Genomic DNA, 22,884 nt, shown 5'->3' with positions numbered 1-22,884 from the left:
TCATCCGCAACCCCAGGCGTGCAAATCACACCAAAATTTCCTTCCAGAGGACGGTGACAGACCCGTCCTGATCTTGGGATACTTGATCTATCCACGGAGCCAGAGCCAGATCGAAGCAACGCTGACAGTCCCGTGGAAGATGTAGGCGCGCTTGTCGTAGCGCGTCGCGACGGCGCGGAAGTGCTTCAGGCGATTGATCGTGCGCTCGACTTCATTGCGGCGCCTGTACGTCTCTTTGTCGAAGCCCGCCGGCCGACCATCCTGACTGCCTCGACGTTGCCGGTTTGCGCGCTGGTCCTTGGGCTCCGGAATGGTGTGCTTGATCTGACGTCTGCGCAGGTGGCGGCGATTCACCACGGGCGGCGGATCGCCCACCGTGTGGGTGGACGACGTGAAGCGGGAGCTTGTGATCCAGGGCTGGGTTTGACCCGCGTGCCGCTCCGTATGGCCGCGATCCTGAGGAAGGCTCTCGATGACGCAGAACGCTCCGGACTTCTCTGAACTCCTCGGCTCCGCCCGACACACGGCGGTCCACCTGGAGATGCGGGACGTCTACAGCGTGGGCGAGGAGGTCGGCACGTTCAACCGGTTCCTGTCGACGGGCGAAGCCGACCTGGATCCGCAGTCGCCGCTGTGGCTGGGCTGGACCCCGATCGCCCGCGAGGCGGTCGGCCGCGGCGTGGTCATGCGGCGGGCCCGGATCGTTTCCGAGCCGGTCACCGACTACATCCGCTACGGAGACGGAGACCTGCGCTCACTCGACCTCACGGACGCTCAGCTCATCACCGGCCGCATCAGTGGCATCCACGCCAAGCGCGTGGAGTTCGAGAGCCTCAACCTGCACGGCGTGGAGATCACCGGCAGCGACCTCGGATCGGCCCGCTGGAGCGACAGCAAGCTGACACGCGTAATGATCCGCGACTGCAAGCTGATGGGCGCCGCCCTGGACGGCCTGGTGCTCGATGACGTCCTCTTCGAAGGCTGCAAGTTCGACCACGCCACCTTCGAGAAGGTCCGCGCCACCGGCCCCGTCGCCTTCGCCGGCTGCGTCCTCACCGAGGCCACGTTCACCGACTGCGACCTGTCCGACGTCGTCTTCTCGGAGTGCACGCTGCGCCTGACCGAATTCGGCACGGGACGGTATCGGGACGCAGACCTCCGGGGCAACGATCTCTCCGCGGTGCGAGGCGTCGCCAGCCTCGCCAAGGTCCGCATCACCCCCGCGCAACAGGTCGACCTCGCCGTGGCCCTGGTGGCCGACCTCGACATCGACGTCAGCGACGACTGGCCGGAGGCCCCCGTGCCCCTGCACCTGGCGTTCAACGACCTGGACGCACTGCACGAGCGGTGCGACATGGCCGCCGTGCGCACCACCAAAGACGAGCCGGAGTACGAGGAGGGGGCAGTGGTCCCCTCCGGGCCTTGGCAATCGCTGACGGAGGAGGCCGGGCGCTCCCTGGAAGCGCCTCAGTGGGCGCCCCACTGCACGCTTGCCGAGGTCGTCCGGCCGCCCCTCCCTGACGAGGACGACCTGGAACGCCTCGCGGACCACCTGGGCGACGAGAACGCGCACTACCTCGGGCAGGCCCTCGCCATGCCCGGCATGACGACCACCACGGAGAACTACGCGGCCGGGCTGCTGCTCGGCCTGCATCTCGACAACTGGGACAAACTCATCCATGGCGCCAAGGCCCGCGGCCGGCGACGCCTCGCCCTCAACCTGGGGCCGGGGACGCGGTACGTCATCCTCGGCGCTGTGGACGCCCAGGCCGTATGCCGGGCCGTCCACCCGGACGACTACGCCCTCCGCTACCCCCACACGAACGACTACCGAGCCCACGTCGCTGCGGGACACCCGGGCCGCCTCATACGCATCCGCCTCGCCCCCGGAGAGGGCTACATCGCCCCCACCGAGTACCTGCTGCACGACGGATCCACCGAGGGACAGGACGAGCCGTCCGCCATGGCCTTCTGGCTCGGCCACTGGCCCCGGGGAGTCCTGCCCTCGCTGATCTAACCCGCAGCGCCACCCCTGCCGGGGCCGGTAAGGTGCTGCCCTCGCCGGACGGAGGCATCGCCTCCGGCCACCTGATCCCCGCCGCACCGGACCTGCTGCTCCATGGAAGCCCGCCCTGGCGGCCGGCGGGCTCATCAAGCCGCTGGACCCCGAGAAGGCCGGGCCGGCGGTGCGGGAAGTCCCGCGACACGATTTCGCACGCTTCGGTACCTGTAGGCGTCGATGATGTGGAATGTGAGGAGGGTGTTTCCGCAGGTCGGATGAGGCGTTGAGGAATTCAGGGACAGCTGCGGAACAGGGCATACCGGGACCGACCGGGACGCGGTTCGTCACCCGGACGAGGCCTCATCGCTCTTCGCGGAGAGCGATGGTGCCTCGTTCCGTTCGGGAGACCGGCGCGCGATCCGCACCCCGTGGTCTCCGCCTCTGCCTACGCCACGGTCGCCGGGGTGTCCCGCAGGGTGACGTTGGCGTGGCTCTCCTGGAAGCTCTGGTCGGAGACCAGGGTCAGCCGGGCGGTGGACTGGAGCTCCGCGAGGGTGGTGGAGCCGCAGGACACCATCGTGGTCTTGAGCTTGGCGATGGTCAGGGCGAGCCCCTCGTTGAGGTCGCCGGCGTAGGGGACGTAGCCGTCGACCCCTTCCTCGAAGATCAGGCCCTGGCCGCCCTGGCCGTAGCGCTGCCAGTTGCGGGCCCGGTTCGATCCCTCGCCCCAGTACTCCTTCACGAAGCCGTCCCGGGTGGGGAGCTTCGCGCCGGCGGCCTGGTCGAAGCGGGCGAAGTAACGCCCCATCATGACGAAGTCGGCTCCCATCGCCAGCGCCAGGGCCACGTGGTAGTCGTGCACCAGACCGCCGTCGGAGCAGATCGGCACGTACTCGCCGGTGCGCTCGCGGAAGGCGTCCCTGGCCGCGGCGACGTCCAGCACCGCGCTGGCCTGGCCGCGGCCGATGCCCTTCTGGTCGCGGGTGATGCAGATGGAGCCGCCGCCGACGCCGACCTTGACGAAGTCCGCTCCGGCCTCGGCGAGGAAGGTGAACGCTTCCCCGTCGACCACGTTGCCGCCGCCGACCGGGATCTCCGGGTAGTTCTTCTTCACCCAGGTCAGGGCGTGCGCCTGCCAGTCGCTGTAGCCGTCGGAGGAGTCGAAGCACAGGGCGTCCGCGCCGGCCTCCAACAGGGCGGGGACGCGCTCCTGGTAGTCGTGGGTGTTGACGCCCGCGCCCACGCGCAGGCGCTTGTCGCTGTCCACGGCCTGGTTCGGGAAGCGCTTGTTGTCCGCGTAGTCGGACCGGAACACCAGGTACTGCAGGTGGCCCTCGGCGTCCACCACGGGGAGGCAGTCCAGCCGCTGGTCCCACAGCCGGGCGTTGGCCTCGGAGAGCGTGGTGTCGGCCCCGGCGTGGGGCAGGTCGGCGATGGCGGTCATCCGACCGCCCACCGGACCGTCGAGGTCATGGCGCCGGGGGTGGAAGTCGCGGGAGGTGACCAGGCCGAGCAGACGCCCGGTGGGGCTGCCGTCGTGGGTGACCGCGGCGGTGCTGTGACCGGTGCGTTCCATGACGGCGACCAGGTGGCTCAGGCTGTCGTCGGGGCGGACGTTGGTGTCGCTGGTGACGAACCCCGCCTTGAAGTTCTTCACCTGGCGGACGGCCGCGGCCTGGTCCTGTATCGACTGGTTGTGGTGCAGGAAGCTCAGACCGCCGTTGCGCGCGAGCGCGATCGCGAGTTCCGGTGTGCTGACGGCCTGCATGATCGCGGACGTGAACGGGGAGCCGAGCTCGATCGCCGACCGCTCTCCCACGACGTGCCGCACCAGGGGCGTGCGCAGGTCGACCGTCGCCGACGAGCAGTCGGTCCTGGTCCTGTTCGGCAAGAGCAGGAACTCGTTGAACGTCCTTGAGACCTCGGCGATGATCTGTGCCACTCGTTCCTCCTGGCCCGTCGACCGGGCCCGACTGCCCGGCCGTGAAGACCGCCCCGGTTTCCCGAGCCCCGGGCAGGAGGTGCCGGCATGGCGGCCGTGGAGGTGCCACGAGTGGTGGCAGAGCCCTGACCCGCCCGTGGTCCGAACCGGGTGCGGTCGTGACCCGACACCCTATCGACTGCCCCGTCACCGCGCGAATTCCGCCTCCTGCACCGCCGATCGCCTTGCGTGGGCGGCTCGTTCGGGCCCTCGGCCCGCCGGGTCGCGCTCCGTGGGCCCCCTTTGGCAGGGGCGGGGGCACGCGATCGGGGGGCCAGGCGGCGGTTTTCGGCCAGGTGGCCGGGGAAAGGCCTCGTCGGGGCGGGGCGCGGGCGGCAGAATCGGCCACCGGTACGGTTTCGAGGGGGCGGTCATGGCAGTGGGAACAGGGCACGGAGCGGACGCGGGCACGGAGGTCCCCGCCCTGGAGGGCGTCCCGTTGCTCGGGTCCCTCCTCGACCTGAAGTCGGACTCCCTGGGCACCTATCTGCGCGCCCGCCGGCGGCACGGGGACGTCGTGCGGATCTCGGCCGGTCCGCCCGGACTGCGTGCCGAGCTGTACTGCGTCTTCTCCGCGGAGGGCGCCCAGCGGGTGCTGGCCACCGAGTCCGCCAACTTCCGCAAGGACAACCCCTTCTACCAGGAGATCCGGGAGTCCTTCGGCAACGGCCTGCTGACCAGCCAGGACGAGGACTACCTGCGCCAGCGCCGGCTCGTGCAGCCGCTGTTCACCCGCAAGCGGGTGGACGGCTACGCCGACGCCGTCGCCGCCGAGACCGCGAGCACCCTCGCCGGCTGGGAGGACGGCGGGGACGGGGTCGTCGACGTCGGCGAGGAGATGACGCACCTGGCCCTGCGCGCCGTGGCCCGGATCCTCTTCGGCACCGACGTGGACGCCACGGTGGACGTCGTGGACCGGTGCTTCCCCGTCATCACGGAGTACGTGCTGCGCCGCGGATACTCCCCCGCCAACGTGCCCCGCGGCTGGCCGACCCCGGGCAACCGGCGGGCCGCGGCGGCGATGGAGGAGCTGTACGCCGTCTGCGACGGGATCATCTCGGCGCGCCGGGACGCCCCGGACGGGCAGGGGGCGGGCGGCGACGACCTGTTGACCCTGCTCGCGGCCGCCCAGAGCGCGGACGACGCGGGCTTCGACGCGGCCGAACTGCGCGATCAGGTACTGATCTTCCTGCTGGCCGGCCACGAGACGACCGCCACCTCGCTGGCCTTCGCCCTACACCTGCTCGGCCGCCACCCCGAGGAGCAGGCGCGGGCCCGCGAGGAGGTCTCCCGCGTGCTGGGCGACCGCACGCCGCAGGCCGCCGACCTGGACCGGCTCCCGTACCTCACCCAGGTGCTCAAGGAGGCGATGCGGCTCTACCCGGCCGCCCCCGTCATCGGCCGCGAGGCCGTGGCCGCCACCGTGATCGACGGCCACACCGTCCCGGCGGGCGCCACCGTGATCCTTGCGCCCTGGGTGACGCACCGCCACCCCCGGTACTGGAGCGACCCGGACCGTTTCGATCCCGGCCGCTTCACCCCGGAGGCGGAGGCGGCCCGCCCCCGCTACGCCTGGTTCCCCTTCGGCGGCGGGCCGCGCGCCTGCATCGGGCAGCACTTCTCGATGCTGGAGTCGGTGATCGCGCTGGCGATGGTCCTGCGCGCCTACGAGTTCGAGGCGGTGGACACCGAGGTGCCGGTGAGCGCCGGGATCACCCTGCGCACGACGGGCCCGGCCCGCTGCCGGATCCGCCGCGTCCGGCCCTGAGCCGGGATCAGCGGTAGTCGTCGGGGTGGTCCTGCATCCAGGTGTTGATCTCGTCGCGGGTGCCGATGAGGGTGCTCTGGTGCTTCTTCAGGTTCTCGAAGGTGCGGTCGCCGCCGAGCTCCCGGTCGAGCTTCGCCACGGCGGCGATCGGCTCGGGGAAGTGGCCGGGACCCTTCGGGTCGGCCTTCATCGCGCGGTCCATCCGGTGGAGTTCGTCGTCGACCCGGCCGAGGAAGTAGGCGCAGTTCCCCGGGGTGCAGGATTCGCCGAGGGTGGCCTGGAGCCCGGCGAAGGCGTCCCGGACCTTCTCCGGCCCGGGGGCGGGCGCGCCGCTGCCGGCCGGAGCCGACACGGGCGGGGTGCTCCCCGGCACGCGGGGCGAAGGGGGTGCGCCCGCGGCGGACGGGCCGGACGGGTCGGACGCCGGCGACGGGTCCGTGCCCGGTGAGGCGGCCGACCCCGGTGAGGCGGCCGACGCCGGTGACGGGGCCGAGGAGGCCTTCGGCGCTGCGTCGTGGCCGCAGGCCGCGGTGAGGACGGCCAGGGACAGCGCCAGGGCGGCGGTGGTCGCCCGGCGGGCGGTGGTGGATCTGGGCATCGGATTCCCCCCGAAGTCGATGATCGACGACCTTACCCACCCGTTTCCCCCTGGACGGCCGCCGGGGTGTGGTTCCCCTGGAGCCGCGCGAGGTCCGAGGGCCGGACCTGGATCACGAAGAGGGCGATCGCCGCGCCGATCAGGGTGAAGGCCGCGGCCGCCACGAAGGCCGTGCTCACGCCGGAGGTGAGCACCTGGTCGGCCCAGGGCTTGGGGAGCTGGTGGGTGTGCGCGAAGAGGAGCTTCTGCGCGGGGGTGGAGGAGCTCAGGAAGTCCGGGACCTGCTCCTTGGCCTCGTTGCGGCTGGCCGTGCCGAACACGGTCACCAGGATGGAGAGGCCGAGCGAGCCGCCTATCTGCTGCATCGTGTTGAGCAGGCCGGACGCGGCGCCCGATTCCCGTTCGGGCACGTTGGACAGGGCCATCAGGGTCAGCGAGACGAACTGCAGGCCCATGCCGGTGGCGAAGACCAGCATCGGGCCGAGGATGCTGCCCGGGTACGTCGAGTCGATGTCGATCCGGGTCAGCCAGGCCAGCCCGGCCGCGCAGCACAGGGCTCCGGTGACCATGAAGGGTTTGGGCCCGAACCTGGGGAGCAGCTGCGAGGTGACTCCCGCGGCCATCGCGATCATCACGCTGACCGGGAGGAAGGCGAGCCCCGCCTGCAGCGGGCTGAAGCCGAGGACGTTCTGCACGAAGAGCGTGAGGAAGAAGAACATGCCGAAGATCGCACAGGCGAGGAAGAGCATGATCCCGTAGGTGCCGGCCCGGTTGCGGTCGGCGAACATGTGCAGCGGGGTGATCGGCTGGGGCGAGCGCCGCTCGTTGAGGACGAACAGGGTGAGCAGGATCGCGGCGGCGATGAAGGAGCCGATCGTGTAGGGGTCGTCCCAGCCCTCCTGGGACGCGCGGATGAACCCGTAGACGAGGGCGACCATGCCGGTGGTCGACAGCAGCGCGCCGGCGAGGTCGAAGTGTCCGGGGTGGCGTTCGGATTCGTGCAGGACCCGCGTCGCGAGCACGGCGATCAGCACGGCGATGGGGACGTTCACGAAGAACACCCAGCGCCAGTTGAGCCATTCGACGAGGACGCCGCCCGCGAGGAGGCCGATCGCGCCGCCGCCCGCCGACACGGCGGCGAACACGCCGAAGGCCCGGTTGCGGGCCGGGCCTTCACGGAAGGTGGTGGTGATCAGGGCGAGCGCGGTCGGCGAGGCGATGGCGCCGCCGACGCCCTGGAGGGCCCGTGCGGCCATCAGCTGGCCCTCGTTCTGGGCGAGGCCGCCGAGCAGGGAGGCCAGGCCGAAGAGCAGGACACCGAAGATGAAGACGCGCTTCCTGCCGAGGATGTCGCCGGTCCGCCCGCCGAGCAGGAGCAGTCCGCCGAAGGTGAGGGTGTACGCGTTGACCACCCAGGACAGGCTCTCCGTCGAGAAGTCGAGCGCGGTCTGGATGTGTGGTAGCGCGATGTTCACGATGGTGATGTCGAGAACGACCATCAGCTGGCAGGAGGCGATCACGAACAGGGCCAGCCCTCTTCCGCCCCATCGGACCGTGCCGTCGGTCCCCTTGTTGGTCGGCAGTGCGTTCGGGTCCACTAGTCGACGCTATGCCCGCACCCCGGGGGTCACCACTCGAACGGCCCAGTCCTCCGTCGCTCTCTATGCTATGTGATATTGCACATGTCAGACTGGGATCATGGACGACTTCCTCAGGCTCTCCGCCGACACGGCCCGGTTCACCCACGGAGCGCCCCGCGCCCTCGCGTTCGGCGACGACGGCCGCCTCCTGTGGTTCCTGCGCTCGACGGGGCCCACCGACGCCCTCGAAGCCCTGTGGGTGCTCGACACCGCCACCGGCACCGAAACCCTGCTCGCCGACCCCCGCGCGCTCTCCCCCGAGCCCGGTGAACTCCCCGTCACCGAAAGGCGCCTGCGCGAGCGCACCCGGCTGGTCGCCGCCGGGATCGGCTCGTACGCCCTCTCCGGCGACGGGCGCAGCGCCGTCTTCCCCCTGTACGGGCGGCTCTACCGGGTCACCTGGGACGGCACCGGGGGACCCGCGGAGATACCCTCCGCCGGCCCCGCCCTCGACCCGCGCCCCAACGCCGACGGATCGCGCACCGCGTACGTCGCCGACGACGCCCTCCACATCGCCCCCGGCGGCCGGATCAGCCCCGACGACGGGGCCCGCTGGGGCATCGCCGAGTTCGCCGCCGCCGAGGAGCTCGGCCGCGCCCGCGGCCACTGGTGGTCCCCGGACGGGACCACCCTGCTCGCCGCCCGGGTCGACGAGAGCGCCCTGCAGCGGCGCTGGTTCGCCGACCCCGCCCACCCGGAACTGCCCGCCGAGGACTTCGCCTACCCCGAGGCGGGCGGCCCCAACGCCGACGTACAGCTGTGGGTACTGGGCCCGGACGGCAGCCGCGTGCGCGTCGACTGGGACGCCACGGCCCACCCCTACGTCTCGGACGCCGGCTGGGAGTCGCCGACGGAGATCCTGCTGACCGTCCAGGACCGGCTCCAGCGCAGCGTCCTGCTGCTCAGCGCCGACCCGGCCACCGGCCGCACCCGGGAGCTGTCGGCCACCACGCACCCCCAGTGGGTGGACCCCCTGGTGCCCGGCACCCCGGCCCGGCTGCCCGACGGGCGGATGCTCACCGCCGCCGACACCCCCGGCGGGGCCGCGCGCGGCCTGGCCCTCGACGGGAAGCCGCTCACCGGTGACGGGATCCAGGTCCGGCGCGTGGCCGGGATCCACGAGGGCCGGCTGCTGATCGAGGCCGGACTGCGCGACCCCGCCGAGCAGCAGGTGCTGCTGCTGGACCCGGACACCGGTGGGCTGACCCCGCTCGCCGACGGGCCCGGGGTGCACTCCGTACAGGCCTCCTGCGGGGCGCTGCTGCTGACCTCGGCCGACGCCGACGGCTTGCGGCGCACCGTGCGCACCGCCGACGGCCGCGCGTTCGTCCCCCGCGACCTGTCGGCGCCGCTGCCGTACCGGGTGGTCCCCGTCCTGGAGCGGGTCACCGAGCACGGCGTGCCCACCGCCCTCGTACTGCCGCGCGACCACGTCCCGGGGCGGCGGCTGCCCGTGCTGATGGACAGCTACGGCGGCCCCGGCTTCCAGGACGTGGCCGCCGAGCCGCGCCGCTGGCAGGCCCGGCAGTGGTGGGCCGACCAGGGCTTCGCGGTGGTCACCGTCGACAACCGGGGCACCCCCTACGTCTCCCCCGCCTTCACCCACGCCATGTACCGGGGCTTCTCCGAGATCACCCTGGAGGACCAGGTCGCCGCCCTGCGGGCCCTCGGTGCCCGCCACGGCGACCTGGACCTCGGCCGGGTCGGCGTACGCGGCTGGTCCTACGGCGGCTACCTGGCGGCGATGGCCGTACTGCGCCGCCCGGACGTCTTCCACGCGGCCGCCGCGGGGGCCGCTCCGACCGACTTCCGGCACTACGACACGGCGTACACCGAGCGGTACCTGGGGCTTCCGCAGGAACACCCCGAGGTGTACGAGCGGGACTGCCTGCTCCCCGACGCACCGCAGCTGACCCGGCCGCTGCTGCTGGTCACGGGCCTGGCCGACGACAACGTCCACCCCTCCCACACCCTGCGCCTGTCCCGCGCCCTGACCGACGCGGGCCGCCCGCACCACCTGCTGGCCCTGCCGGGCGTCACCCACATGACCCCGGGCGGGACCCGCGAGAAGGTGATGGCACAGGAACTGGCCTTCTTCCGCCGCGAACTGGGCCTCGCCTAGCCCTACGCGAACGGGCCCCGCCGGCACCACCGCCGGCGGGGCGGACGGGGGGAAACGGCGGGAGGACCCCGGAGCCGATCGTGTCGGCTCCGGGGTCCTCCGCTTCCTTCCCCTGGATCCCCGTCAGTCACCGGGGAAGTGGCAGGCCACCTCTCGGGAGGCGGCGATCCGCAGGAGCGGGCGCTCGGTGCGGCAGATGTCCTGGGCCTTGGGGCACCTGGGGTGGAAGGTGCAGCCCGGGGGCGGAGCCGCCGGGCTCGGCGGGTCGCCGAGCAGGACGATCCGCTCGCGCCGCCGCTCCGCCGCCGGGTCGGGCAGCGGGACGGCCGACAGCAGCGCCTTGGTGTAGGGGTGCTGCGGGTTCTCGTAGAGGGACTTCTTGTCCCCGATCTCGACGATCCGGCCGAGGTACATGACGGCGACCCGGTCGCTGACCCGTTTGACGACCGAGAGGTCGTGCGCGATGAACACGTAGGCGAGGCCCAGTTCCACGCGCAGCCGCTCCATCAGGTTGACGATCTGCGCCTGGACGGAGACGTCGAGGGCGGAGACCGGCTCGTCCGCGACGATGAGCCGGGGGTTGGTGGCCAGGGAGCGGGCGATGCCGATGCGCTGGGCCTGGCCGCCGGAGAACTCGTGCGGGTAGCGGTCGATGTGCTCCGGGATCAGTCCGGTCAGCTCCATCAGCTCGGCGGCCCGGCGGCGGGCGTCCGACGCGCTCCAGCCCTGCACCAGCAGCGGGTCGGAGATGATCCGGGCCACGGTCTGGCGGGGGTTGAGGGAGGAGTGCGGGTCCTGGAAGACCATCTGGATGTTCCTGCGCAGGGGCCGCAGGGCGCCCTGGGAGAGCCGGCTGATGTCCTTGCCGTCGAAGGTGACACTGCCGGAGGTGGGTTCCAGCAGCCGCACCAGCATCCGGCCGGTGGTGGACTTGCCGCAGCCCGATTCCCCGACCAGCCCGAGGGTCCGGCCCGCCGCCAGGTCGAAGGAGATCCCGTCGACGGCCCGCACGGGCGCGCCGCGGCGGCCGGTCAGGGCGCGCCGGCCGGGGAAGGTCATGGTCAGGTCCCGGACGGAGAGCAGCGGACGCTCGGGGGTCCCTGTGTCGGTGCCGGTCATCGGGCCGCCTCCTCGGGGGTGCGCACTCCCGCGAAGTGGCAGGCCACGGTGTGCCGCGGGCCGTCCCCGTACGGGACGAACAGCGGTCGTTCCCCGGTGCAGCGGGCGGCGGCCCGGGTGCAGCGGGGGGCGAAGGCGCAGCCCGGGGCGGGGGCCAGCAGGGACGGCGGGGAGCCGGGGATGGAGGGCAGGGGGGCGTCGTCGGGGGTGTCGAGGCGGGGCAGGGAGTCGAGCAGGCCCCGGGTGTACGGGTGGGCGGGCGCGGCGAACAGGTCGTCGGCGGAGGCCTGTTCGGCGGCGCGGCCGCCGTACATGACGAGCACCTCGTGGGCGACGCGGGCGACCACCCCGAGGTCGTGGGTGATCATCACGACGCCGAGGCCGCGCTCCTGCTGGAGACGGGCGATCAGCTCCAGGATCTGCGCCTGCACGGTGACGTCGAGGGCGGTGGTGGGCTCGTCGGCGATCAGCAGGTCGGGCTCGCAGGCCAGGGCCATGGCGATCATGGCGCGCTGGCGCATGCCGCCGGAGAACTGGTGCGGGTACTCCCCCGCGCGGCGGGCCGGTTCGGGGATGCCGACCTCGCCGAGCATGTCGACCGCCCGTTTGCGGGCGGCGGCCCGCCCGGCCCGGAAGTGGACCCGGAAGTGCTCGGCGATCTGCTCGCCGACGGTGTAGTAGGGGTGCAGGCTGGACAGCGGGTCCTGGAAGATCATGGCCATCCGGCGGCCGCGCACCGCGGACAGCTCCTTCTCGGAGAGTCCGGTGAGTTCCCGTCCGGCGAGGCTGACGGAGCCGGTGACCTCGGCGCCGGCCCGGTGCAGGCCCATGACGGCGAGCGAGGTGACGGACTTGCCGGAGCCGGACTCGCCGACGATGCCCAGGGTGCGTCCGGCCTCGACGGTGAAGCCGAGGGAGTCGACGGCCCGGACGGTGCCGCGCGGGGTGGTGAACGTGACGCGCAGGTCGCGCACTTCGAGCAGGGGCGGTGCGGTGGTCATCAGTACCTCACCCTCGGGTCGACCACGGCGTACAGGAGGTCGACGACGAGGTTCGCGACGACGATGAAGAAGGCGGCGAGCAGGGTGACCCCGAGGACCACGGGCTGGTCGGAGCTGACGAGCGCCCCGTAGAACAGCCTGCCGATGCCGGGGAGTCCGAAGATGGACTCGGTGATCACGGCTCCGGCGAGGAGCCCGCCGAGGTCGATGCCGAAGATGGTGAGGATCGGGGTCATCCCGGAGCGCAGTCCGTGTTTGACCACGACGGTGCGCTCGGGCATGCCCTTGGCGCGGGCGGTGCGGATGTACGGCTCGGCCATCGCCTCGATCATCGAACCGCGGCTCTGGCGGGCGTACATGGCGGCGTAGAGCAGGGCGAGGGCCGTCCAGGGCAGCAGCAGGTTCGAGGCCCAGGCGAGCGGGTCGTCGGTGAGGGCCTGGTAGCTGGGGTACGGGAGCAGGTCGGCGACGCGGATGACTCCGTAGATCAGCATGACGGAGGTGAAGTAGACGGGCAGGGAGGCGGCGGCGACGGCGCCGACCATCAGGGCCTTGTCGGTGGCGGTGTCCTTGCGCAGGGCGGCGGTGACCCCGGCGCCGAGGCCGAGCAGCAGCCACAGGACGGCGGCGCCGACGGCGAGGGAGGCCGAGACGGGGAGCCGGTCCATCAGGAGGTCCCAGACGGGCAGGGAGTTCTCGTAGGAGTAGCCCAGGCACGGGAAGTCGCACTGGACGGCGAACTGTCCGGTGCCGAGGGTGCGCCCGGTGAAGATGCCGGTGAGGAAGTCGGCGAACTGCTTCCACACGGGCTTGTCGAGACCGAGGTAGACCCGGACGTCGGCCAGCCGTTCGGCGCTGCACGTCTTGCCGCAGGCGGCGGCGGCCGGGTCGCTGGGCAGGACGTAGAAGATGAGGAAGGTGACGGCGGCGATCGCGAGGAGCACGCCGGCGAGGGCGAGCAGGCGGCGGACGAGGTAGAGGATCACGTGCGGCCGCCCCTCGGGTCGAGGATGTCGCGCAGGGCGTCGCCGAGGAGGGTGAAGGCGAGCACGGCGAGGAAGAGGAAGACGCTCGGGATGACGAAGTACATGGGGTCGGTCTCGTAGAAGGCCACGGACTCGGCGATCATCTGGCCCCAGGAGGGGGTGGGCGGGCGCACGCCCACGCCGAGGTAGCTGAGGGCGGCCTCGGTGCTGATCATGCCGGGTATGAGCAGGGTGGTGTAGGCGATGACCGGGCCCGAGACGCCGGGGAGGATGTCGCGGGTCAGGATCCGCCAGGAGCTCGCGCCGCCGACGCGTGCGGCGTCGACGTACTCGCGGTGTTTGAGGGAGAGGGTCTGGCCGCGGACGACGCGGGCGACGCCGGGCCAGCCGAAGAGGCCGATGACGCTGGTCATCAGGACGATCCGGTTGACGTCCTTGGCCACCGACAGCATCGCGATCATGAAGATCAGCGAGGGGAAGGACATGGTGAGGTCCATGAGCCGGGACAGGACGGCGTCGGTGCGGCCGCCGAAGTAGCCGGCGGCGATCCCGGCGGCGGTGCCCGCGAGGACGACGATGGCGGTGGCGGCGAAGGCGATCAGGAGGGAGACCTGGGCGCCGTGCACGACGCGGGCGAACAGGTCGCGGCCGGTGACGGGTTCCACGCCGAGCCAGTGCTCGGGGCTGATCCCGCCGAAGGAGCCGAGGGGCTGTCCGCCGAGGTAGGGGTCGATGGCGGCCTTGTCGAACTCGTCCGGGGACCAGCCGCCGAGGGCGCCGAGCCACGGGGCGGCCAGGGCCATCAGGACGAAGAGGAGGACGACGCCGAGGCTGACGCGGACGGCGGGGCGGCGGCGCAGTTCCCGGCGGGCGAGCTGCCAGGGGCTGCTGCCCGGGGCGACGTCCTTGGCCGGTGTCCCGGCCGGGGCCGCCTCGGGGGCGGCGCCGGATGCGGTGGTGGTCATGGTGTCTTCAGGCCCCGGCTTCTCAGCCCTGGCTCTTCGACGGGTCCTTGAGGCCCACGGTCCCGTAGTCGACGGTGCCGGTCCACACGGGGTGGCCGTAGGCGCCGGCGATGTTGGGGCCGACGAGCAGCGGCTTGCGCTCCAGGAGGATCGGGATGGAGGGGGACTTCTTCATGATCTCGGCGTCGAGGTCGATCCAGGCCTGGTTGGCCTGCTTGGCGTCGGCCATGGCGTTGATCTCGTCGATCCGCTTCATGGTGGCCTCGTCGCGGAACTGGGCGTAGTTGCCCTGGTTGCCCTTGTCCTTGATGGTGCGTCCGTCGAAGACGAAGGGGAGCCAGGTGGAGCCGGAGGGGTAGTCGGGGCACCAGCCGGTGTAGGTCATGTCGGGGGTGGTGGAGAGGTCGCCGATGACGTCGTAGTACGCGCCGGGGTCGACGGTGTCGATGACGACCTCGATGCCGGCCCGGGCCAGGCCCTGCTGGAAGGCCTCCGCCTTGCCCTTGTCCCCGGTGGAGACGGCGAGGGAGACCTTCAGGTGCTCCTTGCCGGCGGCCTTGAGCAGTTCCTTGGCCTTGGCGGGGTCGCCGGAGGCCGGGATCTTGAGGGTGTCGGCCTGCTTGCCGCCCGAGAGGGCCGGGGGCAGGTAGGCGGTGGCCACCTCGTTGAGGGCGGGGCCGCCGCCGGCGGTGACGACGGCCTCCTTGTCGACCGCGTACTGCATGGCCTCGCGGACCTTGGGGTCGTTGAAGGGGGCGCGGGAGTTGTTCAGGTGGAGCATGACCGTACAGCCCTGGGACTCGGCGAGCAGGCGGGACTTGATCTCGGGCTTGGGCAGGACCTTCGCGGCGCTCTCGGGACGCATGTTGAAGTACTCGATGGCGGAGGCGTCGGCGCCCTCGCCGGCGATGATGCGGTCGTCGACCTGCCCTCCCTTGAGGCCCATGACGACGACGAACCTGTCCGGGTAGGCCTTGCGGACGGAGTCGGTCTTCTGGTCCCAGTGCTCGTTGCGCACGAGGACCAGCTTCTTGTCCCGGTCGTACGTCTCGATCTTGTACGGGCCGGAGGAGAACGGGCGGGCGTCGTACTGGGTGCCCTTCTCCTGGGACTGCGGGACCGGCGCGAAGGTGGGCAGGGTGGCGGTCTGGGAGAACTCGGCGACGGGGCGCTTGAGTTCGAAGACGATCGTGCGGTCGTCGGGGGTCTTGACGGAGTCGAGGTGCTTGCCGTCCAGGGGGCCCTTGTAGCCCTCGGTGCCGGCCAGGTACTGGGCGGCGTAGTCGGGGCCGCCGGTGAGATCGGGGGCGAAGGAGCGCTCGACGTTGTACTTGATGTCCTGGGCCTTGATCGGCGAGCCGTCCTCGTACTTCACGCCCTCCTTGAGGGTGAAGGTCCAGGTCTTGCCGCCGTTGGAGGGGGTGCCGAGGTCGGTGGCGAGGTCGGGGACGAGTTCGCTGCCGCTCTTGCCGGGCTCGGCCTTGAAGGTGACGAGCGTGCGGTAGAGCAGGCGGGTGCCGAAGTCCATGGCCGGCATCACCCAGTTGCGGGCGGGGTCGAGGTGGGCGAAGTCCTGGTTGGACAGGACGGTGAGGGTGCCGCCCTTCACCGGGGTGCCGCCGATGGTCTTGCCGTCGTTGGCGGCGGCCGGGTTGGCCGCGGAGGGTCCGGCGTTCGCGCCCTTCTTGGGGTCGGAGCAACCCGAGGCACCGAGTGCGAGAGCGGCCACCACGGCGGTGGCGAGGGCGAGTTGGGTGCGCTTGGTCATGGGTCACTCCAGTGAAGGGCCGCGCTTTAGGGTGTGACCGGTAACATAGTAATGTGAAATTGTACTGACAAGAGGTTGGCGCCGCCGTTATCCAGCCGTGTCCAAGTCCGGCCCCTCGAAGTCGAGTTGAGGCCGGCGGGCGGTCCGAACACGGCAGCAGCCCGACAACGCGCAGCGCCAGGCGGCCGGGGATTCTTCACCCCGTCACCACCTGGCGCGGCACGTCACGACGAACGGCAGGAGCGAGACCGCTCCCGCCGGCCGCGCGGGGGGCTCACCGGGTCACTGGACGCCCGAGCCGAGGCCTCCCGGGGTACGGCCGACCGGCTCGTCGCGCCCCTGGGCCCACAGGGAGCGGACGTGTCCGAGGTGGCGGACCATGCAGGCCTGCGCCGCCTCCGCGTCCCCGCTGATCATCAGGTCCAGCAGTTCGACGTGCTCCTCGGCGGAGGAGACCAGCTTGCCGGCCTCATCCAGGCCCGTCAGGCCGTAGAGGCGGGAGCGCTTGCGCAGGTCGCCGACGGTCTCCACGAGGCGGTCGTTGCCCGCCAGGGCCAGCAGGGAGAGGTGGAAGCGGCGGTCGGCCTCCAGGTACCCGATGAGGTTGTGCTCGCGGGCGCTGGTGACGATCTCCTCGGCGATGGGGCGCAGGGCCTCCAGCTGTTCGACCGTGGCGATCTTCGTGATCCGCCCGACGGTCGGGACCTCGATCATCGTCCGCAGTTCCGTGTACTGGTCGAGGTCGCGCTCGCTGACCTCGGTGATCCGGAACCCCTTGTTGCGGACCGGCTCGACCAGGCCCTCACGGGCCAGGTCGAGCATGGCCTCGCGCACGGGCGTGGCCGAGACGCCGAGTTCGGCCGCGAGGCCGGGGGCGGAGTACACGCTCCCGGGGCGCAGTTCCCCGGCGATCAGGGCCGCTCGGAGGGCGTGGCCGACCTGGTCGCGGAGCCGTTCCTGGGCCTTGATGAGACTGTGCTGCTTCAGGTCACCCATGTGCTTTTCCTCCGAGACCCCCGACACCGCGACGAGCAGAGGAACAGCGTACAATGTCACGTTGCGCTACTCGTCCCTGCGGCCCGGAACAGTGCGACCGCCACTGCGAGATCTTCCCAGGCCATGCCCACGCTCTTGAAGAGCTGTGGACAACCCGTCCGCCCTCCCGGGGGAATCCGCCCGGTGACCAGGTCGGCGAGCGTTCCGCTGATATGACCGGGTCCGATCGCCCCCTCCGCCTCCGGGATCAGCAGGTCCCCCGCCTCGCGCAGGGCCGCCGCGCGCGACTCCACGTACACGGCCGCCCGCCGCACGAGGGCCGTGTCCGTCTCGCGGGCGCCCGGTTCGTGCGAGCCCACGGCCACCACCAGCGCGCCCGGGGCCACCAGGCGCCCGTCGAAGAGCGGCTCGCGGGCCGTGGTGCAGCAGACCACCAGGTCCGCGCCGGCCACGTCCGCCGCGGTGCCGGTGCGCGCCGCGACACCCCGCTCACGGGCGTACGCGACGAGCGCCCCCGCCCGTCCGGGGTCGCGGGCGACGACCACCGCCTCCGCGGGAACCCGCTCCGCGAGCACCGCGTCGAGGTGCCCGTACGCCTGGGGCCCGGAGCCGAACAGCACCAGCCGCCCCGCCGGCCCGGCCGGGGCCAGGTGGCGCAGCGCCAGCGCGGACACCGCCGGGGTGCGCAGGGCCGTCAGGGCCGCGCCGTCGAACAGGGCCACCGGCCACAGGGTCACCCCGTCGAGGAGCAGGTAGCTCCCGGTGATCCGGGGCAGGCCCCGCCCCGGGTTGCCCGGCGCCACCCCGGCGACCTTCACCCCCGCGTACTCCGCCGACGCGGCGGGCATCAGCAGCAGTTCGCCGCCCGGCGCGGGCAGGGAGCTGCGCTGCGGGCAGCCTTCCGGATCGAGCCCGGCGCGCAGGGCCTCGGCGAGGGCGTCGGCCGCCCCGGCGGGGGTGAGCAGGCCCGCGATCCGCCCGGCGTCGTACTGCGGCAGCGCGGGCGCCGGGGGGACCGTCACAGCGGGAACCCCGTGCCGAGGGCGTCGTGCGGATCGACGGTGAAGGTGTGCTCGCCGGTGCGGTAGGCCGTGCCGGTGACCTCCGTGACCCCGCCCTCCAGCATCCGGCCGGTGAACACCGTGCCCACCACCGACTCGTGCAGCAGGTCCTCCCCCGGCCCGAGCCGCCCGTCCTCCGCGAGCAGGGCGAGCCGGGCCGAGGTGCCGGAACCGCAGGGGGAGCGGTCGATCTGCCCGTCCGCGAAGACGGTGACGTTGCGCTGGTACGGCCCGAAGGGGGTGTCGGGCAGTTCCTCGTACAGGACCACTCCGTACACCCCGGACAGCAGCGGCCCGCCCGGGTGCCAGGTGGCGGGATGGGTGGCCAGTGCGGCCCGGATCTCCTGCCCGGCGCGGACCAGCTCGGGCAGCGCGGCGCGCGAGACGTCCAGGCCGAGGTCCCGGGCGGCGACGGAGGCGTAGCAGGCTCCGGCGTGCGCGATGTCCACCTCGGCGAGGCCCAGCGTGGTGGCCACCGGGACCTTCCGGGCGCCCACCCGGGCGGCGACGTTGCGGAAGGTGACCCCCGTGGTGCGGCCCCCGTCCCGGTGGACGGTGGCCCCGACCCGACCCGACGGGACGTCGATCCGCACCTGGACGTCCCCGTCGTGCGGCGCCGGAACCCGCCCGGTCTCCACCGCCCATACGCCGAGGGCCATGGTGCCGTGGCCGCACGCGGTGGAGTAGCCGTCCTTGTGCCAGAACAGCACCCCGAAGTGCGCCCCGTCGTCGTCCGGGGGGACCACGAACCCGCCGTACATCCCGGCGTGCCCGCGCGGCTCCTGCACCAGCAGGCGCCGTACGTCGTCCAGCGCGCTCCGCCTCGGCGCGGTCCCGGAACCCCCGGGGCCGATGACCGTGGCGCAGCGCTCGGCGACGGTGTCCCCGGGCGCGGGCGCGATGTCGCCCGCCGCGAGGTCGACGATCCGGAAGGGCTCCCCCGCCGTGTGGTAGTCGGTGGTGCGGACGCTGATCACAGCAGGAACCCTCCGGGGAAGGGGTCGGTCGGGTCGAGGAAGTACTGGGCGGTGCCGGTGATCCAGGCCCGGCCGGTGACGGTGGGGACCACGGCCGGGAGACCGCCGACGGTGGTCCGCCCGGTGAGACGGCCGGTGAACTCGGTGCCGATGAACGACTCGTTGACGAAGTCGGTGTCGAGTTCGAGCAGGCCGCGGGCGTGCAACTGGGCCATGCGCGCGCTGGTCCCCGTACCGCAGGGCGAGCGGTCGAACCAGCCCGGGTGGATGGCCATGGCGTGGCGGGAGCGGCGGGCGTCTGAGCCGGGGGCGGCGAGGTACACGTGCTTGACGCCGGCGATCGCCGGGTCCTCGGGGTGGACGGGACGGTCCGGACCGTCGTTGATCGCGCCCATGATCGCCAGGCCCGCGGCGATCAGGTCCTCCTTGCGGGAGCGGTCGAAGGGGAGGCCGAGTGCGTCCAGTTCGACGAAGGCGTAGAAGTTCCCCCCGTAGGCGAGGTCGTAGGTGACCGTGCCGTAGCCGGGGACCTCGGCCTTCAGGTCCAGGCCGACGCTGAAGGCCGGGACGTTGGTGAGGGTGACGGCGGTGGCCGCGCCGTCCTCGACCCGGACGTCCACGCTGACCAGACCGGCCGGGGTGTCGAGCCGGACCGTGGTGACCGGCTCGACGACCGGGACCATGCCGGTCTCGACCAGGACGGTGGCCACCCCGATCGTGCCGTGCCCGCACATCGGCAGCAGGCCCGACACCTCGATGTAGAGCACGCCGAAATCGGCGTCGGGCCGGGTGGGCGGCTGGAGGATGGCGCCGCTCATCGCCGCGTGGCCGCGCGGCTCGTACATGAGCAGGGTGCGGACGTGGTCCGTGTGCTCCATGAAGTGGAGCCGCTTCTCGGCCATGGTGGAACCCGGGATCACCCCGACTCCCCCGGTGATCACCCGGGTGGGCATGCCCTCGGTGTGCGAGTCCACCGCGTGGTAGATGTGGCGCGTGCGCATGGGTTTCCCTCTGGTCGGGGCCCGGTTCGGGGCCTGATTGACGCTTAGTTCAGGCCTTCGGCGAGGGCCTTCTCGGTCGCGGCGCGCACCGCGGCCTCGATCTCGCCCGAGAGCGGGAAGCGGGGCGGACGGGTGGCGCCGCCGGGACGGCCGGCCAGGTCCATGGAGAGCTTGATGGCCTGGACGAACTCGGTCTTGGAGTCCCAGCGCAGCAGCGAGTGCAGGGACTTGTAGAGCGGCAGGGCCGTGGCGAGGTCTCCGGCGACGGCGGCCCGGTAGAGGGTGGCGCAGGAGCGCGGCAGGGCGTTGGGGTACCCGGCGATCCAGCCGACGGCGCCCGCGAGGGCGAGTTCGAGCAGGACGTCGTCGGCGCCGATGAGCAGGTCGAGGCCCGGGGCGAGCTCGGCGATCTCGTAGCCGCGGCGGACGTCCCCGCTGAACTCCTTGACGGCGACGATGCTGCCGTCGCCGTGCAGGCGGGCGAGCAGCGCCGGGGTCAGGTCCACCTTGGTGTCGATGGGGTTGTTGTACGCGACCACGGGCAGCCCGGCGCCGGCGACCTCCGCGTAGTGGGCGCGGACGGTGGCCTCGTCGGCGCGGAAGGCGTTGGGCGGCAGGAGCAGGACGGATCCCGCGCCGGCCTCGGCGGCCTGCTCCGCCCAGCGGCGGGCCTCGGCGCTGCCGTACGCGGCGACGCCGGGCATGACACGGGCGCCGTCGCCGGCGGCCTCGACGGCGGTGCGCACGACGCGGGCCCGCTCCTCGTCGGTGAGGGTCTGGTACTCGCCGAGGGAGCCGTTGGGCACGACGCCGTCGCAGCCCTCGGCGATCAGCCAGGCCACGTGCTCGCCGTAGGCGTCGTAGTCGACGCTCAGGTCCTCGCGCAGCGGCAGGGCGGTGGCGACCATGATGCCGTGCCAGGGGCGGGTGCGGGTGTCGGGACGGGGCGCGGGGGTGGGCGCGTGGTTCATGAGCAGACTCCCTAGTGTGGTGTGTGACATTTTACTAGTGGGTGTGAGGTGGCCACAAGGGCCGGGAGGGCCCGATCAGCGGGCGGAGGGGGGAAGTTCGGTGTCGGCCGGCGCGGGCAGCGCGGCCAGGTGGCGCAGCGGAACGGGGCAGGACAGCGGACGCCGGTCGGGCGCGGGGTCCTCCCCGGCGAGCGCGGCGACGGCCGGACCGCACATCCGGCCCTGGCACCAGCCCATCCCGGCCCGGGTGAGCAGTTTGACGGTACGGGCGTCCCGCGCGCCGAGCTCGGCGACGGCCTCGCGGATCCCGCCCGCCGGGACCTCCTCGCAGCGGCAGACGGTGGCCGCGTCGGGCAGCCACTCGGTCCACCCCGCACCGGGGCGGTGGGCGGCGGCCATCGCCCCGGCGAAGGCCCGCAGCCTGGCCCTGGTCCGGGTGAGGGAGGAAGCGACGGGCGCCCCCGCGATCGCGTGCGCGGCGATCTCCCCCTCGGTCAGGGCCAGCTGGGCGCCGCCGATGCCGCCGGTCTCGCCGGCCGACCAGATGCCGGGCACCGAGGTGCGCTGCGCCGCGTCCAGGTCCAGGGCGACCGTGCCGTCGGGGGCCCGGAGGGTGTCGCAGCCGAGGGCGGTGGCCAGTTCCAGCTGGGGCACGAGCCCGTGGCCCACGGCCAGGGCGTCACAGGGGATCCGGCGGGCGGTGCCGGGCAGCGGGCGCCAGTCCCGGTCGAGGCGGGCGACCGTGACGGCCTCCACCCGGCCCCGGCCGTGCGCCTCGGTCACCGCGTGCCGGGTCAGCAGGCGGATGCCGTGGCGCGCCAGGGCGCCCCCGTACACGGCGCCTTCGGCGAGCTTGGCCGGGTTGCGCAGCAGGGCGCGGGCCTGCGGGGCGTACGCCGTGTACGAGGCCGCCTCGACGACGGCGGGCACGGCGGCCCCGGCGGCGGCGAGGGAGCCGGCCACCGCGAGCAGCAGCGGGCCGCTCCCGGCGACGACGACGCGGCGGCCGGGCAGCACGAGGCCGCCCTTGAGCATGGCCTGCGCCCCGCCCGCGCCGACGACCCCGGGCAGGGTCCAGCCGGGAAACGGCAGTTGCCGCTCGTAGGCGCCGGTGGCGAGCAGGACGGCACGGGCACCGAAGGTCGCCGCCCGCTCCTCGGGGCCGGCGACGGCGTGCAGCGTCCAGCCGTCGGCGCCGTCCGGGACCACCGTCCAGACGTGGTGGAAGGGGAGGTGGGCGATCCGGCCGGCCGCCACGTGGGCGCGCAGGGCGGCTTCGCGCGCGGTGAAGGCCCGCCAGTCGTGGTGCAGGGCCTGGGGGCGGACGGCGCCGAGGCCGGGGGCCGGGTGGCGGTAGAACTGGCCGCCGGGGCGCTCCCCCGCGTCGAGGAGGGTGACGCGCAGACCGAGCCGGGCCGCGGTGACGGCGGCGGCGAGTCCGGCGGGGCCAGCGCCCACGACGGCGAGGTCGGCCGGGGGCGCGGGGACGGCGGCGTGGGCGGCCCGGTCAGACGGCGAGGTCGGCATGTCCGGTCCCCTCCTGGGTGGTGACGGAGTCTCCGGGGCGGGCCGGGACGAGGCAGGCGCGTTGGTTCGGGCGGCCGTTGACGGTGACGAGGCAGTCGTAGCAGGCGCCGATGCCGCAGAACGCCCCGCGCGGGGAGCCGCCTTCGCGGGTGGTGCGCCAGGCGAGGATCCCGGCGTTCCAGAGGACGGCGGCGATGCTCTGGCCTTCCTGGGCGGTCAGTTCACGGCCGTCGAAGGTGACCGGGTACGTGGCCGCCGGGGTGCCGCCTACCAGCGAGCGGGGGCTGCGCATCAGCGGGGTCTCCTCGGGGTCTTGCCCTGCCGGGCGGGTTCGGGGGTGGCGGGGTCTGTGCGGGGTGGGGTGGGCCGGGGCCGGGGCGGGGTTGCCGTGCGGGACTGCG

General features: G+C 72.8%; 18 protein-coding genes and 2 pseudogenes. 4 read left to right on the top strand and 16 right to left on the bottom strand.

Annotated features, from left to right (window positions below):
- Positions 1–87 precede the first annotated feature (87 nt).
- Positions 88–351, bottom strand: a pseudogene (locus AB4039_RS13040) (IS5/IS1182 family transposase); the annotation flags it as partial.
- A 121-nt stretch (positions 352–472) separates the two neighbouring features.
- On the opposite strand from AB4039_RS13040, the pseudogene AB4039_RS13035 reads away from it, so the two are divergent.
- Positions 473–736, top strand: a pseudogene (locus AB4039_RS13035) (DUF6879 family protein); the annotation flags it as partial.
- A gap of 174 nt (positions 737–910) precedes the next feature.
- Positions 911–2,017: a pentapeptide repeat-containing protein gene (locus tag AB4039_RS13030; protein WP_442270790.1), complete on the top strand. Its 1,107-nt coding sequence runs from the start codon at positions 911–913 to the stop codon at positions 2,015–2,017.
- Positions 2,018–2,447: 430 nt separating this feature from the next.
- On the opposite strand, the gene AB4039_RS13025 is transcribed toward AB4039_RS13030, so the two are convergent.
- A complete protein-coding gene (locus AB4039_RS13025; protein ID WP_266843228.1) occupies positions 2,448–3,944 on the bottom strand; it encodes an IMP dehydrogenase in 1,497 nt (498 codons plus the stop codon).
- Positions 3,945–4,356: 412 nt separating this feature from the next.
- On the opposite strand from AB4039_RS13025, the gene AB4039_RS13020 reads away from it, so the two are divergent.
- Positions 4,357–5,751 carry a cytochrome P450 gene (locus tag AB4039_RS13020; protein ID WP_266843227.1) on the top strand — a complete coding sequence of 465 codons (1,395 nt, stop codon included), beginning with the start codon at positions 4,357–4,359 and terminating at the stop codon, positions 5,749–5,751.
- Between the two features lie 7 nt (positions 5,752–5,758).
- On the opposite strand, the gene AB4039_RS13015 is transcribed toward AB4039_RS13020, so the two are convergent.
- Both AB4039_RS13015 and AB4039_RS13010 read right to left on the bottom strand, forming a co-directional pair.
- Entirely contained in the window at positions 5,759–6,349 is a 591-nt protein-coding gene (locus AB4039_RS13015) for a hypothetical protein (protein WP_266843226.1), read from the bottom strand.
- Positions 6,350–6,381: 32 nt separating this feature from the next.
- Positions 6,382–7,947: an MFS transporter gene (locus AB4039_RS13010; RefSeq protein ID WP_442270776.1), complete on the bottom strand. Its 1,566-nt coding sequence runs from the start codon at positions 7,945–7,947 to the stop codon at positions 6,382–6,384.
- A gap of 100 nt (positions 7,948–8,047) precedes the next feature.
- Between AB4039_RS13010 and AB4039_RS13005 the strand changes: the two genes are divergently transcribed.
- On the top strand, positions 8,048–10,111 hold the full coding sequence (locus tag AB4039_RS13005) for a prolyl oligopeptidase family serine peptidase (protein ID WP_442270775.1): 2,064 nt from the start codon (positions 8,048–8,050) through the stop codon (positions 10,109–10,111).
- A 123-nt stretch (positions 10,112–10,234) separates the two neighbouring features.
- Here AB4039_RS13005 and AB4039_RS13000 read toward each other — a convergent pair whose 3' ends face one another.
- The 12 genes from AB4039_RS13000 to AB4039_RS12945 form a co-directional block, all read right to left on the bottom strand.
- A complete protein-coding gene (locus tag AB4039_RS13000; RefSeq protein ID WP_442270774.1) occupies positions 10,235–11,230 on the bottom strand; it encodes an ABC transporter ATP-binding protein in 996 nt (331 codons plus the stop codon).
- On the bottom strand, positions 11,227–12,231 hold the full coding sequence (locus AB4039_RS12995) for an ABC transporter ATP-binding protein (RefSeq protein ID WP_266843224.1): 1,005 nt from the start codon (positions 12,229–12,231) through the stop codon (positions 11,227–11,229). Before AB4039_RS12995 ends, AB4039_RS13000 begins: the two co-directional genes overlap by 4 nt.
- Positions 12,231–13,217 (bottom strand): ABC transporter permease, encoded by a 987-nt coding sequence (locus AB4039_RS12990; RefSeq protein ID WP_442270773.1) that lies wholly within the window; start codon positions 13,215–13,217, stop codon positions 12,231–12,233. Before AB4039_RS12990 ends, AB4039_RS12995 begins: the two co-directional genes overlap by 1 nt.
- Positions 13,214–14,182, bottom strand: a complete 969-nt coding sequence (locus AB4039_RS12985; protein WP_266843221.1) for an ABC transporter permease — start codon at positions 14,180–14,182, stop codon at positions 13,214–13,216. The genes AB4039_RS12990 and AB4039_RS12985 overlap by 4 nt, the downstream gene beginning before the upstream one ends.
- Before the next feature lie 22 nt (positions 14,183–14,204).
- Positions 14,205–15,950 carry an ABC transporter substrate-binding protein gene (locus AB4039_RS12980; protein ID WP_266843220.1) on the bottom strand — a complete coding sequence of 582 codons (1,746 nt, stop codon included), beginning with the start codon at positions 15,948–15,950 and terminating at the stop codon, positions 14,205–14,207.
- A 282-nt stretch (positions 15,951–16,232) separates the two neighbouring features.
- Positions 16,233–16,946, bottom strand: a complete 714-nt coding sequence (locus tag AB4039_RS12975; protein WP_266843219.1) for a GntR family transcriptional regulator — start codon at positions 16,944–16,946, stop codon at positions 16,233–16,235.
- 56 nt (positions 16,947–17,002) lie between these two features.
- Entirely contained in the window at positions 17,003–17,968 is a 966-nt protein-coding gene (locus AB4039_RS12970; RefSeq protein ID WP_266843218.1) for an ornithine cyclodeaminase family protein, read from the bottom strand.
- Positions 17,965–18,984, bottom strand: a complete 1,020-nt coding sequence (locus tag AB4039_RS12965) for a proline racemase family protein (RefSeq protein WP_266843216.1) — start codon at positions 18,982–18,984, stop codon at positions 17,965–17,967. Before AB4039_RS12965 ends, AB4039_RS12970 begins: the two co-directional genes overlap by 4 nt.
- Positions 18,981–19,985 carry a proline racemase family protein gene (locus tag AB4039_RS12960; RefSeq protein ID WP_266843214.1) on the bottom strand — a complete coding sequence of 335 codons (1,005 nt, stop codon included), beginning with the start codon at positions 19,983–19,985 and terminating at the stop codon, positions 18,981–18,983. Before AB4039_RS12960 ends, AB4039_RS12965 begins: the two co-directional genes overlap by 4 nt.
- A gap of 44 nt (positions 19,986–20,029) precedes the next feature.
- Complete coding sequence (locus AB4039_RS12955; RefSeq protein ID WP_266843212.1) at positions 20,030–20,956, bottom strand: dihydrodipicolinate synthase family protein; 927 nt, start codon at positions 20,954–20,956, stop codon at positions 20,030–20,032.
- A 75-nt stretch (positions 20,957–21,031) separates the two neighbouring features.
- Positions 21,032–22,483, bottom strand: a complete 1,452-nt coding sequence (locus AB4039_RS12950) for an NAD(P)/FAD-dependent oxidoreductase (RefSeq protein WP_442270772.1) — start codon at positions 22,481–22,483, stop codon at positions 21,032–21,034.
- Positions 22,464–22,775 (bottom strand): (2Fe-2S)-binding protein, encoded by a 312-nt coding sequence (locus tag AB4039_RS12945; RefSeq protein WP_266843208.1) that lies wholly within the window; start codon positions 22,773–22,775, stop codon positions 22,464–22,466. Before AB4039_RS12945 ends, AB4039_RS12950 begins: the two co-directional genes overlap by 20 nt.
- Positions 22,776–22,884 lie beyond the last annotated feature (109 nt).

It is taken from the genome of Streptomyces sp. M-16 (assembly GCF_052114405.1).
In the GTDB taxonomy this organism is placed as follows: domain Bacteria; phylum Actinomycetota; class Actinomycetes; order Streptomycetales; family Streptomycetaceae; genus Streptomyces.
Note: the sequence above shows the minus strand (reverse complement) of the source record. Positions and strands in the feature narration are given on the sequence as shown.